The following is a 17,560-nucleotide window of genomic DNA, read 5'->3' as shown; positions in this document are numbered from 1 at the left end:
AACACGGGCTTGGCGCGCCCTCACCCCCGGGCAGCGGACGATGTTGCAGCGTCTGGGTGCCGAGGGGTCGTTGCATTCACTCGGGCCCTGGGAGATGCGCACCGTGCGCTCCCTGCTCGAACGCGGGCTCGTCAGGCCGAGACTCCCCGGTCGGACCGGCCGCGACGTGCCGGGATTGTGGTTCCTGAGCGCGAAGGGCCGCCGCATCCTGCCGCGCGAGCCGTCCGCAGCCAGCGGCGCGGAGGCTCGATCCGTGCCGCCACACCCCCAGACGGCCGCTGTGGAGATGCCGCGATGAGTTCGAAACCGACCGTCACCACCGAGCGGGCCCCGCCCGGCGCCGCGACCTACGACCGGGGCACGATCGCCCTGCACTGGCTGACCGCCGCCCTCGTGCTGATCCTCTGGTTGATCGGCACCTTCCTCGAAGATCTTCTGCCCAAGGGTACCCTGCGCACCGGCATCTGGTCGGCGCATTTCGATGCCGGTTTCGTCGTTGCCGCGCTGATTGTCGGGCTCCTTCTCTGGCGACGGACGCGGGGCCGCAGCTTTCCGGTCGCGGATCCGGGTCCGCTGCACCAGTTGGCGAAGGCGACGCATGGGGCCCTGTACGGGCTGCTGTTCGCCGTCGTCGGCCTCGGCATCGCCAACGCCTTCGTGCGGGGTGTCCCGCTGGTCGGATCCATCGCTCTGCCGCAACTCGGTGATGCCGCGTGGCGCAGGCCGTTGACGCAATGGCACGGCCTGGCTGCCAACATCCTGATGGTCCTGGCCCTGTTCCACGCCGCGGCGGCGCTGGTGCACCATTACCGGTGGCACGATACGATCCTGCGCCGCATGCTGCCCGTGAAGCCGTGACGGTGATGTAGCCCCCTGGCACCGAGCGCCCCGGCCGCCGCCGCGAAGGTGATGCTTTGGTCCTCGCGACAAGGATTCTGGTCGGAAACGGCCGATGTCTTTGAGAGAGCGGCCTCGAGTGTGAAAACCCTTTTAGTCGGCAATCCTGCCCGGCGTGGTATTCACGATCGGCGGGTGCTCTGAATAGTGATCCGCAGATTCGGAGGTAGACCGCCGTCCCCCGATGCGTTCGAACACCGAACGCAATCCGTGCTGAGGCCCACAGACGCCGGTGCGCATTCTTCTGGTCGAGGATAACCGCCGGCTGGGCGCGCTGATCGGCGATGCCCTGCGCGTCCAAGGCTTCGTTGTCGACCTCGTCCGGACCGGCGAGGATGCGGAGGCCGCGCTGGCCACGGCCGCGTACGATGCCGTCGTCCTGGACCTCGGGTTGCCGGATCGCGACGGCATGACGCTCCTGCCCAGCAAGGGCGGGGGCCGGCCCGGCTGCCCGATCCTGGTCCTGACCGCGCGGGACAGCACCCAGGCGCTGATCGACGCCCTCGACGGCGGCGCCGACGACTACCTGCGCAAGCCCTTCGAGATGGAGGAACTCCTCGCCCGCCTGCGCGCGCTGATGCGCCGGCCCGGGCAGGCGTTGGGGCTGCGCCTGACCGGACGCAACGTCGAGTTCGACACGGTCCGCCGGCAGGTCCGTATCGCCGGGTGCGACGTGGAGATGAGCCGCAAGGAACTCGCGGCCCTGGAACTGCTGCTACGCCGGACCGGGACCGTGGTGTCGAAGGCCCATTTCGAAAGCTCCCTGTACGGCTTCGACGAGGAGGTCGGATCGAACGCCATCGAGGTTCTCATCCACCGCCTGCGCAAGAGGCTCGCGGGCGCGCATGCCGAGCTGGAGATCCACACGCTGCGGGGAATCGGCTACGTTCTGACCGACGCTCGCCCGTGAGGCCGGTGCGTTCGACCCTGTTCACGAGGCTCGCGGTCGCGACGGTGACCCTGTTCGTCCTGGCGATCGGGGTCGCCACCCTGTTCCTGTACGACCGCTTCGAGACCCTGAACGGCCAATTCCGCGAGGGGACGCTCCGGAGCTTCGCCTACACCCTCGCGCGGGAAGTCACGGCCGATCCTGAGAACGGCCGCGACGGGCATACCGGAACCGTTGCCCATCAGGTCATCGACGACGGCGGCGTGTACGTCCTGCTGACGCAGCAGGGTCAGCTGCTGGCGGCTGCGCCGGGCATCGCCGCGCCGCTCGTTGTGCCGGAGGGCCAGCAGGAGCAATTCTTCATGCTGCCGCGCCCAGGGCAGGCGCCGCTCTATGGCCTGTCGAGCACCGTCCGGACAACGCAACCGCCGCTGATCCTGCAGATTGCTTTCCCCAACGGGCCCCTCGTGTTCGATACGGTGCTGGAGGAGTTCGTCCAGGACATCGCCTGGATCTGGATCCCCTTCCTGGCCGGGACGGTCGCGGTCAACCTGCTGGTGACACGTCTCGCGCTGCGTCCGCTCCGCAGGGCCGCCCAGGAGGCGGAGCTGATCGAACCCGGCAATGTCGGTACCCGCCTCTCGGAGGGGGCGATGCCGGACGAGGTCCTGATCCTCGTCCGGGCCGTCAACCAGAGCCTGGCGCGGCTGCAGCAGGGCTACCTCGTCCTGGAGCAGTTCGTCGGGGATGTCGCCCACGAGCTGCGCACGCCGCTCGCCATCATGAAAACCCGGATGGCCATGGCCGGCGGCACGATCGCGCGTCCGATCACGGAGGATCTCTGCCGTATGGAGCGCCTCGTCGAGCAGCTCCTCGACCGGGTCCGGCTCGGCGGCCTCCACGTCGAGGCGGACGACGTCGTCGACCTGTCGATGGTCGCCCGCGAGGTGACGGCCATGCTGGGTCCCGCCGCGATCGCCCGGGGCTTGTCGATGGAGCTCCTCGGCGCGGAGCGGCCGGTCCCGGTCGCGGGTCTTCGCGATTACCTGGCCCGGGCCCTGCGCAACCTCATCGAGAACGCCCTGATGCACGCGCCTCCCGGCACGACGATCACCGTGACCGTCGAGGCGGCGGGCGCGCTGAGCGTGCGGGATCGCGGCGGCGGCTTCGGGCCCGATCTGCTGGCACCGGGGGCCGTACAGGGACGGGAGTTCCGCAGCGGCCGGGAGGACGGGATCGGGCTCGGGCTGTCGATCGTCGAACGGACCATGACGGCGCATGGCGGGCGGCTTGCCCTGCGCAACGCGCCGGACGGCGGCGCCGTCGCAATCATGGACTTCGCGCAAGAGGCCCGGGCAGAGCCGTCACTATTGCTGGCCGGAAACCGGGCCTTGAAATGACCTTGTTCTCGCCGCGTCCTGACCCGCACGCCGTAAGGTCTGCGTAAGCTTGAGGGCTAGGATCCGCCGCGGCAGCGATGGGTCCGGTCCGACGACGCGTGTTCGACGGCGGGGCCGGACCGACCCTACTCGATGCCCTGCCGTTCCGGCGGTCCGTCCAGCCGGTGCGCGCCGATAGTCGGCCCGGACGCCCCCTTCCATCAGGCACACAGCAGATGAGCGAACCGCCCCCAGCGGCTCTGCGTGTCCCCGCGTTCGTGCAACGGCGCGGCGGGGCAGAGGGTACCTGCGACCGATCCGGTCGATCCAGCCGGTTGGGCTGGGACGCCCTGCGCAACCCCTACCTGTTCGACGTCCCGGTCCTCGGCGACCTGTCCGGGCTGGTCGAACTGTTCGTCCGCGCCCCGCGGGATCTGCCGCCCGAGACGATCGTGCCGGGCCTGTTCCTCAGCCACGATCCGCCGATCTTCTGCTGTCAGCCGCGGCCCAAACCCTTCGGGGTCGCCCATCACATGGCGGCGCGATACCCGGACGTTCCGTTCATCTTCCTGCATCCGCTGACGCACAGCCTCGAACGTGCGGCCTTCGCGGTTTCCCTGGCCGTCCAGCACCGCCGCTTCCGGACCGCGCACCCCCGTGCCCGGCTCATCGTCCTCGCCAACACGCCCGGAGAGGAGCGGCTGCTGCGCGGTCTCGGGGTCGATGTCCATCTCGCGCCGCAGAACATGTTCGTCGACGAGACGATGTACGTCCCGATGCCCGAGCAGCCCCGGCATTTCGACGCGATCTACAACGCGCAGATCGCGCCGATCAAACGCCATGCGCTGGCCCGAACCGTGCCGAGCTGCGCCTACGTGACGAAGCTGTTCGGGACATGGTCGCCCCGGCTGAAGCGGGCGCAGCTCGACCGGTTCGTCCGGTCCCTGCCGCGGGGGCACGTCATTCTGAATGCGCTGACGCCCGACGATGTCGTGCCCATGGACCATGTGGCGGTGAACGGCGCCATGGCCTCGGCGCATGTCGGCCTGTGCCTCTCCCGGATCGAGGGGGCCATGTACGCCAGCATCGAGTACCTGCTGGCCGGGCTCCCCGTGGTCACGACCCGGAGCAAGGGAGGCCGGGACCACTTCTCGCATCCCGACACCACGCTGGTCGTCGATGACGATCCCCGGTCCGTTCAGGACGGGGTCGCGGCGATGAAGGCCCGGGCCCTGCCGCCGGACTACGTGCGCACCACGACGCTGCGGCTGGTCACGGCCGAGCGGGAGCGATTCAACGCCTTCATCGACGGCTTGCGCGGGCACGCCACGGAGCGGGGTACCGACGGGCGCTGGTCGTTCCCGTACCGCCACAAGCTCAGCCGCTACGCCTCGCTCGCCGACTTCGAATCCGAGCTGACGGCGGCCCTGTTGGCGCAGAGCACGCGCAGGCCGCCTGATCAGCCGGGCTGAGCGGGTCCGGCGTCGCGCGCGCGGCCTGTCCCTCCGGCGGGCGGGAGGATCGGATCCGGGTGGGCCATCGGTCGGCCTGCGCCCGGACGTCGCTCGGGCTCCGCCGACTTCGGGCCTGCTCGAAGACGACCGCGGATACAAATCTTCCGGCGTGACCTCGACCTCGGATGCCGGAGCCATATTTCAGCGGTCGGGCCGAAGGTGAGCATGGACGATTGCAGCGAGGGCTGGCCGCCAACGGCATTGCGGGTCAGGCCAGCCAAATCGATCGCAGTCATTCGATAGCAAGCGAGATTTCGATGAACGAAATGACGATTGACAAAACCAATACCATAACTTTCGAGATGGAAGGTAAGTGCCCGTTCGGAGGCGACCGGATTGGTGGTGCTTTCGGCGGCAAACCCGCGCTGGAGAATTGGTATCCCCACCGCCTCAGGGTCGAGCTCCTGCACCAGAACGGGGTGTCGGCCGATCCCCTCGGGCCGGACTTCGACTACGCGGCCGAGTTCAATAAGATCGACCTCGACGCGCTCAAGCGGGACATCAAGCAGTTCCTGACCTCGTCGGTCGCCTGGTGGCCGTCCGACTACGGCAATTACGGACCGCAGATGATCCGCATGTCCTGGCACGCGGCCGGGACCTATCGGATCGCGGATGGCCGCGGCGGCGCCGGCACGGGCATGCAGCGCTTCGCGCCGATCAGCAGTTGGTGGGACAACGGCAACACCGACAAGTCGCGCCGTCTCCTGCAGCCGATCAAGCACAAGTACGGCAATGCCCTGTCCTGGGCCGACCTCATGGTCCTGACCGGCAATTGCGCCCTGGAGATCATGGGTCTGCCGACCTACGGCTTCGGCGGCGGCCGGCTCGACGCCTGGGAGGCGGACAACGCCACCTACTGGGGTCCCGAGGTCGTCGACATGGGCACGGTGTCGAGCTTCGACGACATGGTCAACCGCGACAAGCGCTGGCGCGGTCAGAACGGCGACGCCGATTACGACCTGGAGAACCCGCTCGCGGCCTCCCACCAGGCACTGATCTACGTCAACCCCGAGGGGCCCTATGCCAGCGGTGATCCGATGGCCTCGGCGCGTGACATCCGGGTCACCTTCAGCCGCATGGCCATGAACAATGAGGAGACGGTGGCGCTGATCGCCGGCGGTCACGCTTTCGGCAAGAGCCACGGCATGGTGCCTGCCAAGGAAATCGGCCCGCCCCCCGAGATGGCGCCGATGGAGGCCATGGGCCTCGGCTGGCACAATCCGAAGGGGGCAGGGTCCGGCAAGGACACGATGACCAATGGCATCGAGGGCAGCTGGACGCCCGACCCGACGAAGTGGGACAACGCCTACTTGGAGAACCTCTTCAAGTTCGAGTGGGAGCAGACCAAGAGCCCGGCCGGGGCGCTCCAGTGGACGCCGAAGGACCCGAATGCGCCGCGGACCCCCGACGCCCATGTCGACGGCCAGATGCATCCGCTGATGATGATGACCTCGGACATCGCCCTCAAGGTGGATCCGGAGTACCGCAAAGTCTGCGAGAAGTTTCTCGGCGACTTCGATGCCTTCACCCAGGCCTTCTCCAAGGCGTGGTACAAGCTCACGCACCGCGACATGGGTCCGAAGCACCGCTACCTCGGCCCGGAGGTCACGATCGAGGACGGGCTCCTGTGGCAGGACCCGCTGCCCGACGCGGCTTACGCGCCGATCGGTGATGCGGAGATCGCCGCGCTGAAGCAGGCAATCGGCGCGACCGGCCTGTCGGTCTCCGATTTGGCCTTCGCGGCGTTCTCGGCAGCCTCGACCTACCACGACAGCGACAAGCGCGGCGGCGCCAATGGTGGCCGTCTCGCCCTTGCCCCGCAGAAGGACTGGACCGTCAACCGCCGCGCCGCGCCGGTGGTCGAGGCCCTGCGCGGGGTGATGGCGCGGTTCAACGACGGGCGCAGCGACGGGAAGCGGGTCTCCCTCGCGGATCTGATCGTGCTCGGCGGCTGTGTCGGCGTGGAGAAGGCCGCGCAGGATGCTGGCGTCGCCGTGACGGTGCCGTTCACCCCCGGGCGTGTCGACACCACGCAGGAGCTGACCGACATCGAGATGTTCGAGTGGCTGAAGCCGGTGACGGACGGGTTCCGGAACTACGTCGATGACGGGTTCGGACAGATGACCCGCAGCGTCTCGCCGGAGGAACTGTTCCTCGACAAGGCCAATCTGATGACCCTCACCGCCCCGGAATGGGCGGTCCTGACCGGCGGTCTGCGTGCGCTCAACGCCAACCACGACGGGTCGAAGCGCGGCGTCTTCACCGATCGCGTCGGCGCGCTCACGAATGACTTCTTCCGGGCGGTGACCGACACCGACCTCGTCTGGGAGAAGGCCGATGCGGAGGCGATGACCTTCGTGCTCAAGGACCGCGCGAGCGGGCAGGCGCGCTTCGAGGCCACGCGCAGCGACCTCGTCTTCGGGTCGAACCCGCAGCTGCGGTCGATCGCCGACGCCTATGCCGGCAGCGATGGTCAACAGCGGTTCGTGGCCGATTTCGTCCGGGTGTGGGACAAGGTCATGATGCTCGACCGCTTCGATGTGAAGGGCCACAAGCGCTACGCGGCCATGGCGGCCTGATCGTCTGACCTCGGCGTGCGCCGGCTCAACCGGCGCACGTTGGCATCAGATCCGCGCCGTCTCGATCGGAGACGGCGCGGATCGCGAACGCGCGCGCGAAGCCCGGCGCAGCCGGCGTTTCGGCGGGCTACTGCACGTGGAGCGTGAGTTTCATCTTCGGATGGATCCCGCACTGGATCACGAAGTCCCCGGGCTCCTTCAGCGTCAGCGTGGCCTGCTTGCCGGGCTCTTCATCGCCGGCGTCGAACGAGAACTGATCGGCCTCGATGAAGGCGTGATGCACGGCGTTCTCGTCGCCGTTGACCAGGGTGATGGTGTCACCGCGGTGCAAAAAAAGGTCGGTCGGATCGTAGCGTCGGCCCTTCTGCAGCACGATCCGGACGGCGCTCGACAGGCTGGCCTGGGCCGGGCCGAATGCGAGCAACGCCATCACGATCGCGATCGGTGCGCCGACGAGAAGCGGGCGGTGTAGATTGCATATTGCCACGGATACAACCTGGAAAAATCAAATCTCGAGCCGGCAATGTAGCATCGCTAGGATCGACATCTCTTAATATGTGTTGGAATAGCCATTCTTATTTGGCGGCGCTTTGCACGACATGTGCGCGGAGAACCGTATTTTCATAATGCTGGAATCGCAATCTTAATTATAGGCTGTCGCGTTCCCAAGGATGCGTAGTCTCATGCGCCGGTCAGGACGCGCATCGCCATTTCCGGAAGGCGCCGGAGTAGCAGCCGATAGTGGTGCTCCCCAACTGGCGCCCGTTCGGCGTCGCCGGATGCGTAGCTCGGCAGGCGATACCGCTGCGCTTGCCATCTCCCGGCTGCGGACCGCGCGAATGCTTCAGACCCGGACCTCCTCCGCATGGAGGCCGCCAATGCGCAGATGCTCTGGGATATCGCTGTGGTCGTAGTAGCCGGCCTCATGGGCCATCGCATCGAGGGCGGCGATCGGGTCTGCTGCTGAGCCGGTCCAAAGGATCGTCCCCGTTGATCCCTGACGCACCTGAAACACACGCATCGACTGCTCCCATGCTGCCCGCATGGTCAAGCGTCTCGACGAACCACCGTTCCGCGTGGCCGCAATCGATATTTCAGCTGTCGAGGCCTAGGCCGTGGATCAGGGCGCGGATCGGGTCGAACCGGGTCGCGGCGGTCTGCACCTGGTCGGGCGCAGAAACCGGTCGATCCATGGCCGGCTCGTTCCGCGCGCTGCGCGTGAGCGCCGCCTGACGCGTGCGAATCCTGCGCTGCGCCACCTTGTGCCGCCGGGAGGTGTCCGGCTTCCGTACCGTCTGCACAGCCGCTGGCGACGGGGCGGCTTCGGCGACCGGCCCGGCCATCGACGGCTGCACCTGGGCCGGCGCGGCCTCGGCCGCCTGCGCCGTCGCGATCAGGGCGCCGGACAATGCCGTCGAAACGCTCTGTCGTGCCGGCGGATCGACCCAGGCCACAATGCTGGGCGAGTCGACGGCGCCCACGCTGAGCGCGCGAACCCGCCTCGGCTGATCCTCGTAATTACCGGGATGCAGGAGGTGTGCAGCGGCCAGAAGGCCGAATGCAGCAACCGCAGCCGTCGTGAGGGTGGACTTATAGTGTTCCATGGCCCGTGAACGAACGGCTCAGCTAATGGTTCCGCTTCGGTGCGTGCCGATCCGCTGCGCGTGATCGTGGCGGTCACGACGTCCGAGGCCGGCCTCGGAGAGGGGCGTGTTCGACCGGCCGACAGCCGTCGATCAGCGATCCAAGCGTCCTGAGATTTTCATCCGCAAGGCAGCTGCTACGGGAACTTGCCGCGGCTGTTGAACGGCTGCGCATCCAATTCATGACCCGACATTGGCCGCGTATCGACGATCGGAGAATTGGGGTGCTCGCGTCGGCGTCAGGTCTTTTTTGGCCCGGGCCGCGGCACAGGGACATCGACAATCTGTCCTGTGATGGGATTGAGGATCAGCATGAGTGAGCATCTCCGGTGGGGTTGCCGAGAGAACGTCGGCGGGCCCCCGTGGGATCGCGGCGGACCGTGCAATTGCGCACAGTTGGTTAAGGGTCCGCTCACCCTGCCGTCGAGCCACTGAACGAGCCCCCTCACCGCCTCGGCGACCCGGCGGATCGACAGGCGCGATCCCATCGATCCAGAGGCAACTTGCGGTTTGCGTCCGCGAGTGATCCGATCCGGACCGCGCCCAAAGAAGGCCGCCAAAACATCCGGAGGAGACCCCATGCTGTCGCGTAGACAGACGCTCGCTTTCGCCGCCATCGGCGGCTTCGTCCTCACCGACCGGCCGGGTTGGGCGGCCGACGAGGCCCCGACCGTGAAGACCCCCGTCAGGTTCCAAGTGCCGCCGGGTGCGTGCGACTGCCATGTCCATGTCATCCCAAATCCGGCCAAGTTCCCGTTCTGGAGCGGGCGCGCCTACACGCCACCGGTCGATCCGCCCGAGGCCCTGCTCGCCCTGCAGCACGCGCTCAAGCTCGACCGCGTGGTGATCGTGACGCCGAGCGTCTATGGCACCGACAACGCGGCGACGCTCGACGGCCTGCGCGTGCTCGGGTCGCAGCGGGCCCGCGGCGTCGCCGTGATCGGACCGGGGACCAGCCCAGCCGACCTCGATGAGCTTGCGAAGGCCGGAATCCGCGGCATTCGAGTCAATCTGGAGCAGGCCGGCGTGTTCGATCCCGCCGTCTCGGCCAAGGCGCTGGACAGCGCCGTCCAGCAGATCGGCCAGCGCCCCTGGCACCTGCAGGTCTACTCCCGCCTCTCGGTCATCGCCCCGCTGAAGCAGCAACTGTCGGCCCTGCCGGTCCCGGTCGTGTTCGATCACTTCGCCGGTGCCCAGGCTGCCCTCGGGCCCGATCAGCCCGGCTTCGGCGACGTGCTCGACCTCGTGCGCAGCGGGAAGGCCTGGGTGAAGCTGTCGGGTGCCTATCGCGCCTCCGACAAGGCACCGGATTACGCCGACGTGCTGCCGCTGGCCCGTGCCCTCGTGGCGACGAACCCGGACCGGCTCGTCTGGGGCAGCGACTGGCCACATCCGGACAGCACGCCGAGGCCGGACCGCAAGCCGACGGATCTCGCCCCGGCCCAGAACGTCGATGACGGCCGCCTGCTCGATCTGCTCGCCGAATGGGTGCCGGACCGCGCGACGCGGGACCGGATCCTCGTCGACAATCCCAAGCGGCTCTACGACTTCTAAGGGGCATCGCCGAATCGGCCGACGGGCGAGGTCACCGGAAGGTGGTGGCCTCGCCCGGTCGCCGTTCTGGTGTCAGGCGAATCCTCGATCGGAACCACGTCCGGCCGCGTGCCGCGGGCGTGGCGTCGTGCCATGATGGCGGCGGAGGACGTGACATGCACGACGGCGACGACGATCATACCCACGCGCACGAGCCCGGCGAGGCCGTGGATGCTTGGAAACACGATGGGGTTCGGGTGATTCGAGGGGATCGCCTCGACTCCAACACCGCACAGACCCCTGGCATGTTTCGCCAGGCGGCGATCAACGCCGCGCGGGTCGGCGCCCAGAAGATCTGGGCCGGCACCGTGGCGATTCAGCCCGATGCCAAGACCGGCGTCCACCACCACGGCGAACTCGAGAGCGTCATCTACGTGGTGTCCGGCCGCGCCCGGATGCGCTGGGGCGAGCGGCTCGAATATGTCGCCGAGGCCGGGCCGGGCGATTTCATCTTCGTCCCGCCCTTCGTGCCCCATCAGGAGATCAACGCGTCAACGGACGAACCCCTGCACTGCGTGCTGGTCCGCTCAGACAACGAGGCGGTGGTGGTGAACCTGCCCGATGTCGAAGCCGTCGAACCGCCGGAGGCCGTTTACTGGGTCGACCCGATCCACAAGCAGCCCGGTTGAGTGGCCCCGTCCAAATTCAGACTTTCTCGCCACGGACATGCCCGAGCATCGCAGAAGAGGGACACAATATATCCGACCAAAAATGGTCAGTTTCAGACGGAAAAACGGGCACAGTAATTCAATCGTTATGCAAGAAAGAGTTCGTAGGCTTGGCGATATTGCAATGGCGAAGGATATTCCTGCCCTCTAAGAACCTGTTTGACCGGTCCTTCCTCGCCTCGATCTCATCCTGAAGTCGCGTAGTGCCTTAAGGAGCTCTCCAGCCGGCCGCTCAGTACCTGCACGGCTCCTTCGAAGCTGCTGCGCAACACGTCGAGGTCAGGAGACGATCGGGTTACACATCAGTTGATACCGTCCCGCCACTGCAATCGCGCAGTTCGTATCCCGATGAGAACGAGTCCCAGATCCGGATGGGCGCGCAGGGCGGCGGCGCAATTTTTCTGATGGGAGAGCGAAGAGTTTTTAGCGGCACACCACGCCATTTCCGGAGTACTATGCTCGGAAAGGCTCGCCGCATCGTGCGATGCCGCAAATATTGATGCGGTGCAATAGGGACCGTATGCTGAACTCGACTGGTCCTAAACTCCGATCCAGTCCGGCCGCACGCGGTTGGTGCAGACCAGTCTTCGAGGCGGCCCGCGTCGCGGCCGGCCGCGCGTCCGATATCCGGGGAGGTTCACGGACTCCATGAGGAAGAACAAGGTCATCTCGGCGGATGAGGCGATCGCGCTGATCCGCGAGAACGACGTGGTCACTACCACGGGGTTCGTTCAGAGCTGCATCCCGGAGGCGCTCCACGCCGCCCTGGAACGGCGGTTCGTCGACAGCGGCTCGCCGCGTGGGCTCACCCTGATCATGACGGCGGGCGCCGGCGACAGCAAAGGGCTCGGCACCGGGCGCCTGCATCACCACGGCCTGCTCGCGCGTGTGATCGCGGCCAATTTCGGCCGCATGCCGAAGGTCGCCAAGGCGGCGCAGGACAACCTGATCCGCGGCTACAACCTCCCCCAGGGCGTGATCTCGCAGCTCTACCGGGCCTGCGCGGCGGGCCAGCCGGGCCTGTTCTCGAAGGTGGGGCTCAAGACCTATGTCGACCCGCGCCATGGAGGCGCCAAGGTCAACGAATTGACCACGGACGACATCGTCAAGCTGGTCGAGGTCGATGGCGAGGAGTGGCTGTTCTACACCGCCACCAAGATCGACGTGGCCTTCATCCGCGCCACCTCGGCCGATCCGTCGGGCAACCTCTCCTACGAGAAGGAGGCCCTGACCCTCGACTGCCTCGCCCAGGCCATGGCGGCCCGCAACAACGGCGGCATCGTCATCGCGCAGGTCGAGCGCATCGTCGACGACGGCTACCTCTTGCCCAAGGACGTGCGCGTGCCCGGCATCCTGGTCGACTGCGTGGTGGTCGCCGAGCCCGAGATGCACCGGATGAATTACGGCGTCATGCACGACGCCGCGCTCGCCGGCGAGATCCGCGTGCCCGTCACCGGCATCAAGCGGATGCCGCTCAACGAGCGCAAGATCATCGCCCGCCGGGCCGCCTTCGAGCTGCCGCCAAACGGCGTCGTCAATCTCGGGGTCGGCGCGCCGGAGGGGATCGCATCGGTGGCCAACGAGGAGAAGATCACCCCCTACATCACCCTGACCACCGAGGCCGGAGCCGTGGGCGGGGTCCTCGCCTCCGGATCGAGCTTCGGCGCCGCCACCAACGCCGACTGCATCATCGACCAGAACCAGATGTTCGACTTCTACGACGGCGGCGGCCTCGACATGACATGCCTCGGCATGGCCGAGTGCGACGCCGCCGGCAACGTCAACACCTCGAAGTTCGGCGGCAAGCTCAACGGCTGCGGGGGCTTCATCAACATCTCGCAGAACGCCCGCACGGTGGTGTTTGCCGGAACCTTCACGGCCGGCGGACTGGAGATCGCCGTGCAGGACGGCCAGGTCCGAATCGTGAGCGAGGGCAAGGCCCGCAAGTTCGTGACTCAGGTCCAGCAAAACACCTTCTCGGGGCCCTACGCGGTGGAGCGCGCCCAGCCGGTCCTCTACGTGACCGAACGCTGCGTCTTCCAACTGACCGCCGCCGGCCTGGAGCTGGTCGAGGTCGCGCCCGGGATCGACATCGAGCGGGACATCCTCGCCCATATGGACTTCGCCCCCGTGGTGCGGAATCCGGTGCCTATGGATCCGCGCATCTTCCGCGACGAGCCGATGGAGCTGATCGCAGACCTGCTCAACCTCGATCTGAAATCGCGTGTCAGCTACGACGGCGAGCGCAACATCCTCTTCATCAACCTCGAAGGCTGGTATTGCCGGGTGATGGGCGACATGGACGAGCTGCGCATGACCATCGTCGAGGCCTGCCGCAAGGCCGGCCAGCGGGTCAACGCCGTGATCAACCACGACGGCTTCCGGCTCAACGAGAACCTGGTCGATGATTACGCCGGGGTCCTGCAATACCTCCAGGCGAATTACTACGCGACCACGACCCGCTACGCGACGAGTGCGTTCCTGCGCTTGAAGATGGAGGAGGCGCTGACTCGGCGCGGCGTCGCCCCCCACGTGTTCGAGCGCAAGGAAGAAGCGCAGGCGTTCCTCAGCAGCACCGAGGACAAGAAGGCGCGCAAGCGGATCTCACCGGCGGTGGCGTCGGCGGCGTGAGGGCCGCGCGCCGCGCCGGGATGCGGCGGAACGATCCTTCGGTATAAGCGCCCGAAACCGGCCCGGTCGCGGGCCGCGCCGACGCGCTTTGCCGGGAGCCTTCGATCTGCGCCAGCATCTGCACCGCGTCCCGTTGCCGTCCGGTTCCGAGGGCTGGGCCGAGCGCGTCGCGACGCTCGCCCACGCGGCGCTGATCGACGAGTTGGAGACCTGGCCCAAGCCAGGCCTGGTGAGCTTGGTCGATTCCGGCAGCCACGACGACATGGATGCCGACACCCTGCGCTGCAGTGCGGCGGCGATCCGGCCGTTTTTCGCCGATCTGGCCGCGGCCGGGGCCCGGGGCGCCGCCATGGCGGAGTTGCGCGCGATCGGGATCCGGGCCGAGGCGGCGATGATGCGGGCCACCGGCGGCGTCAACGCGCATCGCGGCGCCATCTTCTCTCTGGGCCTGATCTGCGCGGCGGCAGGCGTGTCCGGCGCGGCACCGGCCTCGGCCGAGGCCCACGCTGTGGCGGTGGGCGAACTCTGGGGTCCCGTGATCGCCGGGGCCCCCGCTTCGCCGATGAGCCACGGGGGGCGCGTCGCGCGGCGCTACGGGGTCGGGGGCGCCGCTGCCGAGGCGGCGGCCGGCTTCCCGACGATCCGCGACATCGGGTTACCGGCGCTGCGCCATGGTCGGACCCGGGCACCGGACGATCCGGAGGCTGCGCGCGTGGAGTGCTTCTTCGCCCTGCTCGCCGTGCTCGACGATACGAACCTGCTCCATCGCGGCGGCGCGGACGGGCTGGCGGCGGCGCGCGCGTCCGCCGGGGCCTTCCGGGCGGCCGGCGGGGTGGCGACCCCGGGCTGGCGCGACCGGGCGGCGCGGATCCACCACGATTTCGTGGCGGCACGGCTCAGTCCCGGAGGCTGCGCCGATCTCCTGGCCGCAACGCTCCTCCTCGACGCCCTCGCGGCCCCTGGGCCGCCGGCCGATACGGTCGCATTCCCCCGCGGCCGAGGGCTCCCTACATGCGGCTGAACTCCGCATTTGCCCCGGCTTTATCGTGACCCTGATCAGGCTCGCGCTTCTCGCGCTCGTTGCCCTCTTCCTCGTGCCCGTCGCGATCTCCGCCACGCTCTACTGGCTGCGGACCAGCGGTGACTGGCGGCTCGCCGACCGGTCGAGCGCGGGTCTGCTCCCGCCGGCCGAGGCCGAGCCGGGCGCGGTCGTGCGCATCTTCTCCGCCCGCACGGTGAGCTGGCGCGGCATTGTCGCGACACACAGCTGGATCGTCATCAAGGACCGCGGCGCGCGCGCCTACCGGCGCTTCGACTGCACGGCTTGGGGGCAGCCGATCTGGGTCGACCGCTTCGTGCCGGATGGGCGCTGGTTCGGAAACGCCCCCGAAATCGTCTTCGCGGCGGATGGTCCGGAGGCCGAAGCGATGCTCCCGCGGATCCGGACGGCGGTGGCCGAGTACCGCTTCGCCCGCCCCGGCGACTACGTGGTCTGGCCGGGGCCGAACTCGAACACATTCGTGGCCGCGATCATGGCCGCGGTCCCGGAGATCCGGGCCAGCCTGCCGACCACGGCGATCGGCAAGGATTTTCCCTATGACGGTCGCTGGATCGGCTGGACGCCGTCCGGCACCGGCATCCGCATTAACCTGGGCGGCTATGCGGGGCTGACCCTCGGCTGGGTCGAGGGCCTTGAACTGAACCTGCTCGGCGGCGTCGCCGGTCTCGACCTGCGCCGCCCGGGAATCAAGCTGCCGGCTCTCGGACGGGTGGGTTTCTAGCGCATCGTTCCGGTCCCGAAGTTCCAGACGATGCGCTGGCGCGGCCGCCGATCGCTCAGGGCGCGAGGTCGTGAACGGGCTCTGTCACCGGCGTGGCGTTGCTGTTCAGGACGGTGCCGCTGACCGGGACCGGCTTCAGCACGGAGCGATCGATCCGGGGCGGCGTCTGAAGCTGAAGCGCGGCGCTGGTGTCGGCCCATTCCTGCGCGACGCGCTCGGGATCGTCGTTGAGCTTCGTGCCGTAGCTCGGGACGATCTCGCGGATCTTGGCCTGCCATTCCGGTGTCGCGACGTTCTTGGGGAACACCTTCTCCAGCACCTGCAGCATGATCGGCGCCGCCGTGGACGCGCCGGGCGAGGCGCCGAGCAGCGCCGCGATGCTCCCGTCCCGGGCATTGACGATCTCCGTGCCGAGCTTCAGCACGCCGCCCTTGTCCGTGTCACGCTTGATGATCTGCACGCGCTGCCCGGCCTGCCAGAGGCGCCACTCGTCCTTCTTTGCCTTCGGGAAATACGCCCGCAGCGCGGCGATCCGGTCGTCGTCCGACAGCATCAGCTGCCCGGCGAGGTATTCCACCAGCGGGAACTCGTCGATGCCGACGCGGACCATCGGCCAGACGTTGCTGCTCGTGGTCGAGCTGAGGAGGTCGAGATACGATCCCTCCTTCAGGAACTTGGTCGAGAAGGTCGCGAACGGCCCGAACAGGATCACCCGCCTGCCGCCGATCACCCGCGTGTCGAGGTGCGGTACGGACATCGGCGGTGACCCCACCGATGCCTTGCCGTAGGCCTTGGCGAGGTGCAGCGTGGCGACGTCCGGGTTGTCGTTGATCAGGAACGAGCCGCCCACGGGGAAGCCGCCGTAATCGTCGCCCTCGGGGATGCCGGACTTCTGCAGCAGGTGCAGCGCGCCGCCGCCAGCCCCGATGAAGACGAACTTGGCGTCGACGCTCTGCCGGGATCCGTCCGTGAGGTTCTTGGAGGTCACCCGCCAGGAGCCGTCCGGGTTCTTGGCGATGCCCTCGACCTCGGTCGAGAGTCGCAGCTTGAAGTGCGGCTGCTTTTGCAGATACGCGACGTATTGCCGGGTGACCTCGCCCCATTCGCAATCGGTCCCGAGCGGCGACCACGTGGCGGCGATCTTCTGCTTCGGATCGCGCCCGTCCATCATCAGCGGCACCCATTTGCGCAGCTGTTCCGGATCCTCCGAATACTCCATGCCGGCGAAGAGGGGACTGGCCTTCAGCGCCTCCCAGCGCCGCTTCAGATAGGCGATATTGTCGTCGCCCCAGACGAAGCTCATGTGCGGCGTGTAGTTAATGAACGTCTGCGGATCCTTCATCACGCCGGTCCGGACCTGATGGGCCAGGAACTGCCGGGTGACCTGGAACGCCTCGTTGATCTCCACCGCCTTGGCGATCTCGACCTTGCCGTTCTTCTCCGGGGTGTAGTTCAGCTCCGCGAGGGCCGAGTGGCCCGTGCCGGCATTGTTCCAGCCGTTTGAGCTCTCCATCGCGACCTGATCCAGGCGCTCCATCATCTGGATCGACCAGTCGGGCTGGAGCGCGTCCAGCCACACGCCCAAAGTGGCGCTCATGATGCCGCCGCCGATCAGCAGCACGTCGACCTTGCTGTCCGCAGAATCGGCCATCGCCAGGGAGGTCGGCAACGCAGCCGCCGCGAGACCGACCGCAGCTGTGCCGAGGATCTGCCTCCGGCTCAGCGGCAGCGCGGCCTGGGGGTGCCGGTGGTGGAAGCGCGCGGTCTCGTCGTCGGCAGGCATAATCGGATCCCGTATGTGCGAATCGGACGTGCCCGGCGAGCACCTCCGAGGTCTAGGAGAGGTTTCCTCGCGGCGAGCGGGATTACCCCCTCACCGGCTTCCAGGATCGTTTCCTCGGGACCTTCGCGGGGCGGCGGGACCGGGCCCGAATCGCACGCGAGACACACAACGTCACGCGCTCAGGCTCCCGTGCCTGCAAGAGC

At 67.7% G+C, this 17,560-nt stretch carries 14 protein-coding genes; 10 read left to right on the top strand and 4 right to left on the bottom strand.

Annotation, left to right across the window (positions count from 1 at the left end; all coding sequences use genetic code 11):
- Nucleotides 1–294: 294 nt before the first annotated feature.
- From AC3IF3_RS18215 to katG, 5 genes are all read left to right on the top strand, one after another.
- Nucleotides 295–858 (top strand): cytochrome b, encoded by a 564-nt coding sequence (locus tag AC3IF3_RS18215; protein WP_489229771.1) that lies wholly within the window; start codon nucleotides 295–297, stop codon nucleotides 856–858.
- A gap of 271 nt (nucleotides 859–1,129) precedes the next feature.
- Nucleotides 1,130–1,807 (top strand): response regulator, encoded by a 678-nt coding sequence (locus tag AC3IF3_RS18210; RefSeq protein ID WP_489229770.1) that lies wholly within the window; start codon nucleotides 1,130–1,132, stop codon nucleotides 1,805–1,807.
- 5 nt (nucleotides 1,808–1,812) lie between these two features.
- A complete protein-coding gene (locus tag AC3IF3_RS18205) occupies nucleotides 1,813–3,186 on the top strand; it encodes a sensor histidine kinase (protein WP_489229769.1) in 1,374 nt (457 codons plus the stop codon).
- A 314-nt stretch (nucleotides 3,187–3,500) separates the two neighbouring features.
- Nucleotides 3,501–4,637, top strand: a complete 1,137-nt coding sequence (locus tag AC3IF3_RS18200; RefSeq protein WP_489229768.1) for a glycosyltransferase — start codon at nucleotides 3,501–3,503, stop codon at nucleotides 4,635–4,637.
- Nucleotides 4,638–4,936: 299 nt separating this feature from the next.
- Nucleotides 4,937–7,258, top strand: a complete 2,322-nt coding sequence (gene katG, locus AC3IF3_RS18195; protein WP_489229767.1) for a catalase/peroxidase HPI — start codon at nucleotides 4,937–4,939, stop codon at nucleotides 7,256–7,258.
- Nucleotides 7,259–7,385: 127 nt separating this feature from the next.
- Here katG and AC3IF3_RS18190 read toward each other — a convergent pair whose 3' ends face one another.
- The 3 genes from AC3IF3_RS18190 to AC3IF3_RS18180 all read right to left on the bottom strand — a co-directional run bounded on the left by AC3IF3_RS18190 (nucleotide 7,386) and on the right by AC3IF3_RS18180 (nucleotide 8,862).
- Nucleotides 7,386–7,688: a cupredoxin domain-containing protein gene (locus AC3IF3_RS18190; protein ID WP_489217568.1), complete on the bottom strand. Its 303-nt coding sequence runs from the start codon at nucleotides 7,686–7,688 to the stop codon at nucleotides 7,386–7,388.
- A gap of 414 nt (nucleotides 7,689–8,102) precedes the next feature.
- On the bottom strand, nucleotides 8,103–8,279 hold the full coding sequence (locus tag AC3IF3_RS18185; RefSeq protein WP_489229766.1) for a hypothetical protein: 177 nt from the start codon (nucleotides 8,277–8,279) through the stop codon (nucleotides 8,103–8,105).
- A gap of 73 nt (nucleotides 8,280–8,352) precedes the next feature.
- Nucleotides 8,353–8,862: a hypothetical protein gene (locus AC3IF3_RS18180; RefSeq protein ID WP_489229765.1), complete on the bottom strand. Its 510-nt coding sequence runs from the start codon at nucleotides 8,860–8,862 to the stop codon at nucleotides 8,353–8,355.
- A 618-nt stretch (nucleotides 8,863–9,480) separates the two neighbouring features.
- Here AC3IF3_RS18180 and AC3IF3_RS18175 point away from each other — a divergent pair.
- From AC3IF3_RS18175 to AC3IF3_RS18155, 5 genes are all read left to right on the top strand, one after another.
- Complete coding sequence (locus tag AC3IF3_RS18175; protein ID WP_489229764.1) at nucleotides 9,481–10,455, top strand: amidohydrolase family protein; 975 nt, start codon at nucleotides 9,481–9,483, stop codon at nucleotides 10,453–10,455.
- A 155-nt stretch (nucleotides 10,456–10,610) separates the two neighbouring features.
- The gene (locus tag AC3IF3_RS18170; protein WP_489229763.1) at nucleotides 10,611–11,123 is read left to right on the top strand and encodes a cupin domain-containing protein; all 513 of its coding nucleotides are present in this window, start codon (nucleotides 10,611–10,613) and stop codon (nucleotides 11,121–11,123) included.
- Between the two features lie 687 nt (nucleotides 11,124–11,810).
- Nucleotides 11,811–13,793, top strand: a complete 1,983-nt coding sequence (locus tag AC3IF3_RS18165) for an acyl CoA:acetate/3-ketoacid CoA transferase (protein ID WP_489229762.1) — start codon at nucleotides 11,811–11,813, stop codon at nucleotides 13,791–13,793.
- 118 nt (nucleotides 13,794–13,911) lie between these two features.
- Nucleotides 13,912–14,814 carry a triphosphoribosyl-dephospho-CoA synthase MdcB gene (mdcB, locus tag AC3IF3_RS18160; protein ID WP_489231336.1) on the top strand — a complete coding sequence of 301 codons (903 nt, stop codon included), beginning with the start codon at nucleotides 13,912–13,914 and terminating at the stop codon, nucleotides 14,812–14,814.
- Between the two features lie 25 nt (nucleotides 14,815–14,839).
- Nucleotides 14,840–15,574, top strand: a complete 735-nt coding sequence (locus AC3IF3_RS18155; RefSeq protein ID WP_489229761.1) for a DUF3750 domain-containing protein — start codon at nucleotides 14,840–14,842, stop codon at nucleotides 15,572–15,574.
- Between the two features lie 55 nt (nucleotides 15,575–15,629).
- On the opposite strand, the gene mqo is transcribed toward AC3IF3_RS18155, so the two are convergent.
- On the bottom strand, nucleotides 15,630–17,357 hold the full coding sequence (gene mqo, locus AC3IF3_RS18150; protein WP_489229760.1) for a malate dehydrogenase (quinone): 1,728 nt from the start codon (nucleotides 17,355–17,357) through the stop codon (nucleotides 15,630–15,632).
- Nucleotides 17,358–17,560 lie beyond the last annotated feature (203 nt).

This window comes from Methylobacterium sp. J-118 (assembly GCF_057836565.1).
This window is presented reverse-complemented; position numbering and strand designations above follow the sequence as displayed.

What these genes read in the sequence shown, in the direction of transcription:
- AC3IF3_RS18215 (WP_489229771.1), top strand. Translation starts at nt 295, where the DNA reads ATGAGTTCGAAACCGACCGTCACCACCGAGCGGGCCCCGCCCGGCGCC.
- AC3IF3_RS18175 (WP_489229764.1), top strand. Translation starts at nt 9,481, where the DNA reads ATGCTGTCGCGTAGACAGACGCTCGCTTTCGCCGCCATCGGCGGCTTC.
- AC3IF3_RS18185 (WP_489229766.1), bottom strand. Translation starts at nt 8,279, where the DNA reads ATGCGTGTGTTTCAGGTGCGTCAGGGATCAACGGGGACGATCCTTTGG.
- AC3IF3_RS18180 (WP_489229765.1), bottom strand. Translation starts at nt 8,862, where the DNA reads ATGGAACACTATAAGTCCACCCTCACGACGGCTGCGGTTGCTGCATTC.
- AC3IF3_RS18165 (WP_489229762.1), top strand. Translation starts at nt 11,811, where the DNA reads ATGAGGAAGAACAAGGTCATCTCGGCGGATGAGGCGATCGCGCTGATC.
- mqo (WP_489229760.1), bottom strand. Translation starts at nt 17,357, where the DNA reads ATGCCTGCCGACGACGAGACCGCGCGCTTCCACCACCGGCACCCCCAG.
- katG (WP_489229767.1), top strand. Translation starts at nt 4,937, where the DNA reads ATGAACGAAATGACGATTGACAAAACCAATACCATAACTTTCGAGATG.
- AC3IF3_RS18190 (WP_489217568.1), bottom strand. Translation starts at nt 7,688, where the DNA reads ATGGCGTTGCTCGCATTCGGCCCGGCCCAGGCCAGCCTGTCGAGCGCC.
- AC3IF3_RS18170 (WP_489229763.1), top strand. Translation starts at nt 10,611, where the DNA reads ATGCACGACGGCGACGACGATCATACCCACGCGCACGAGCCCGGCGAG.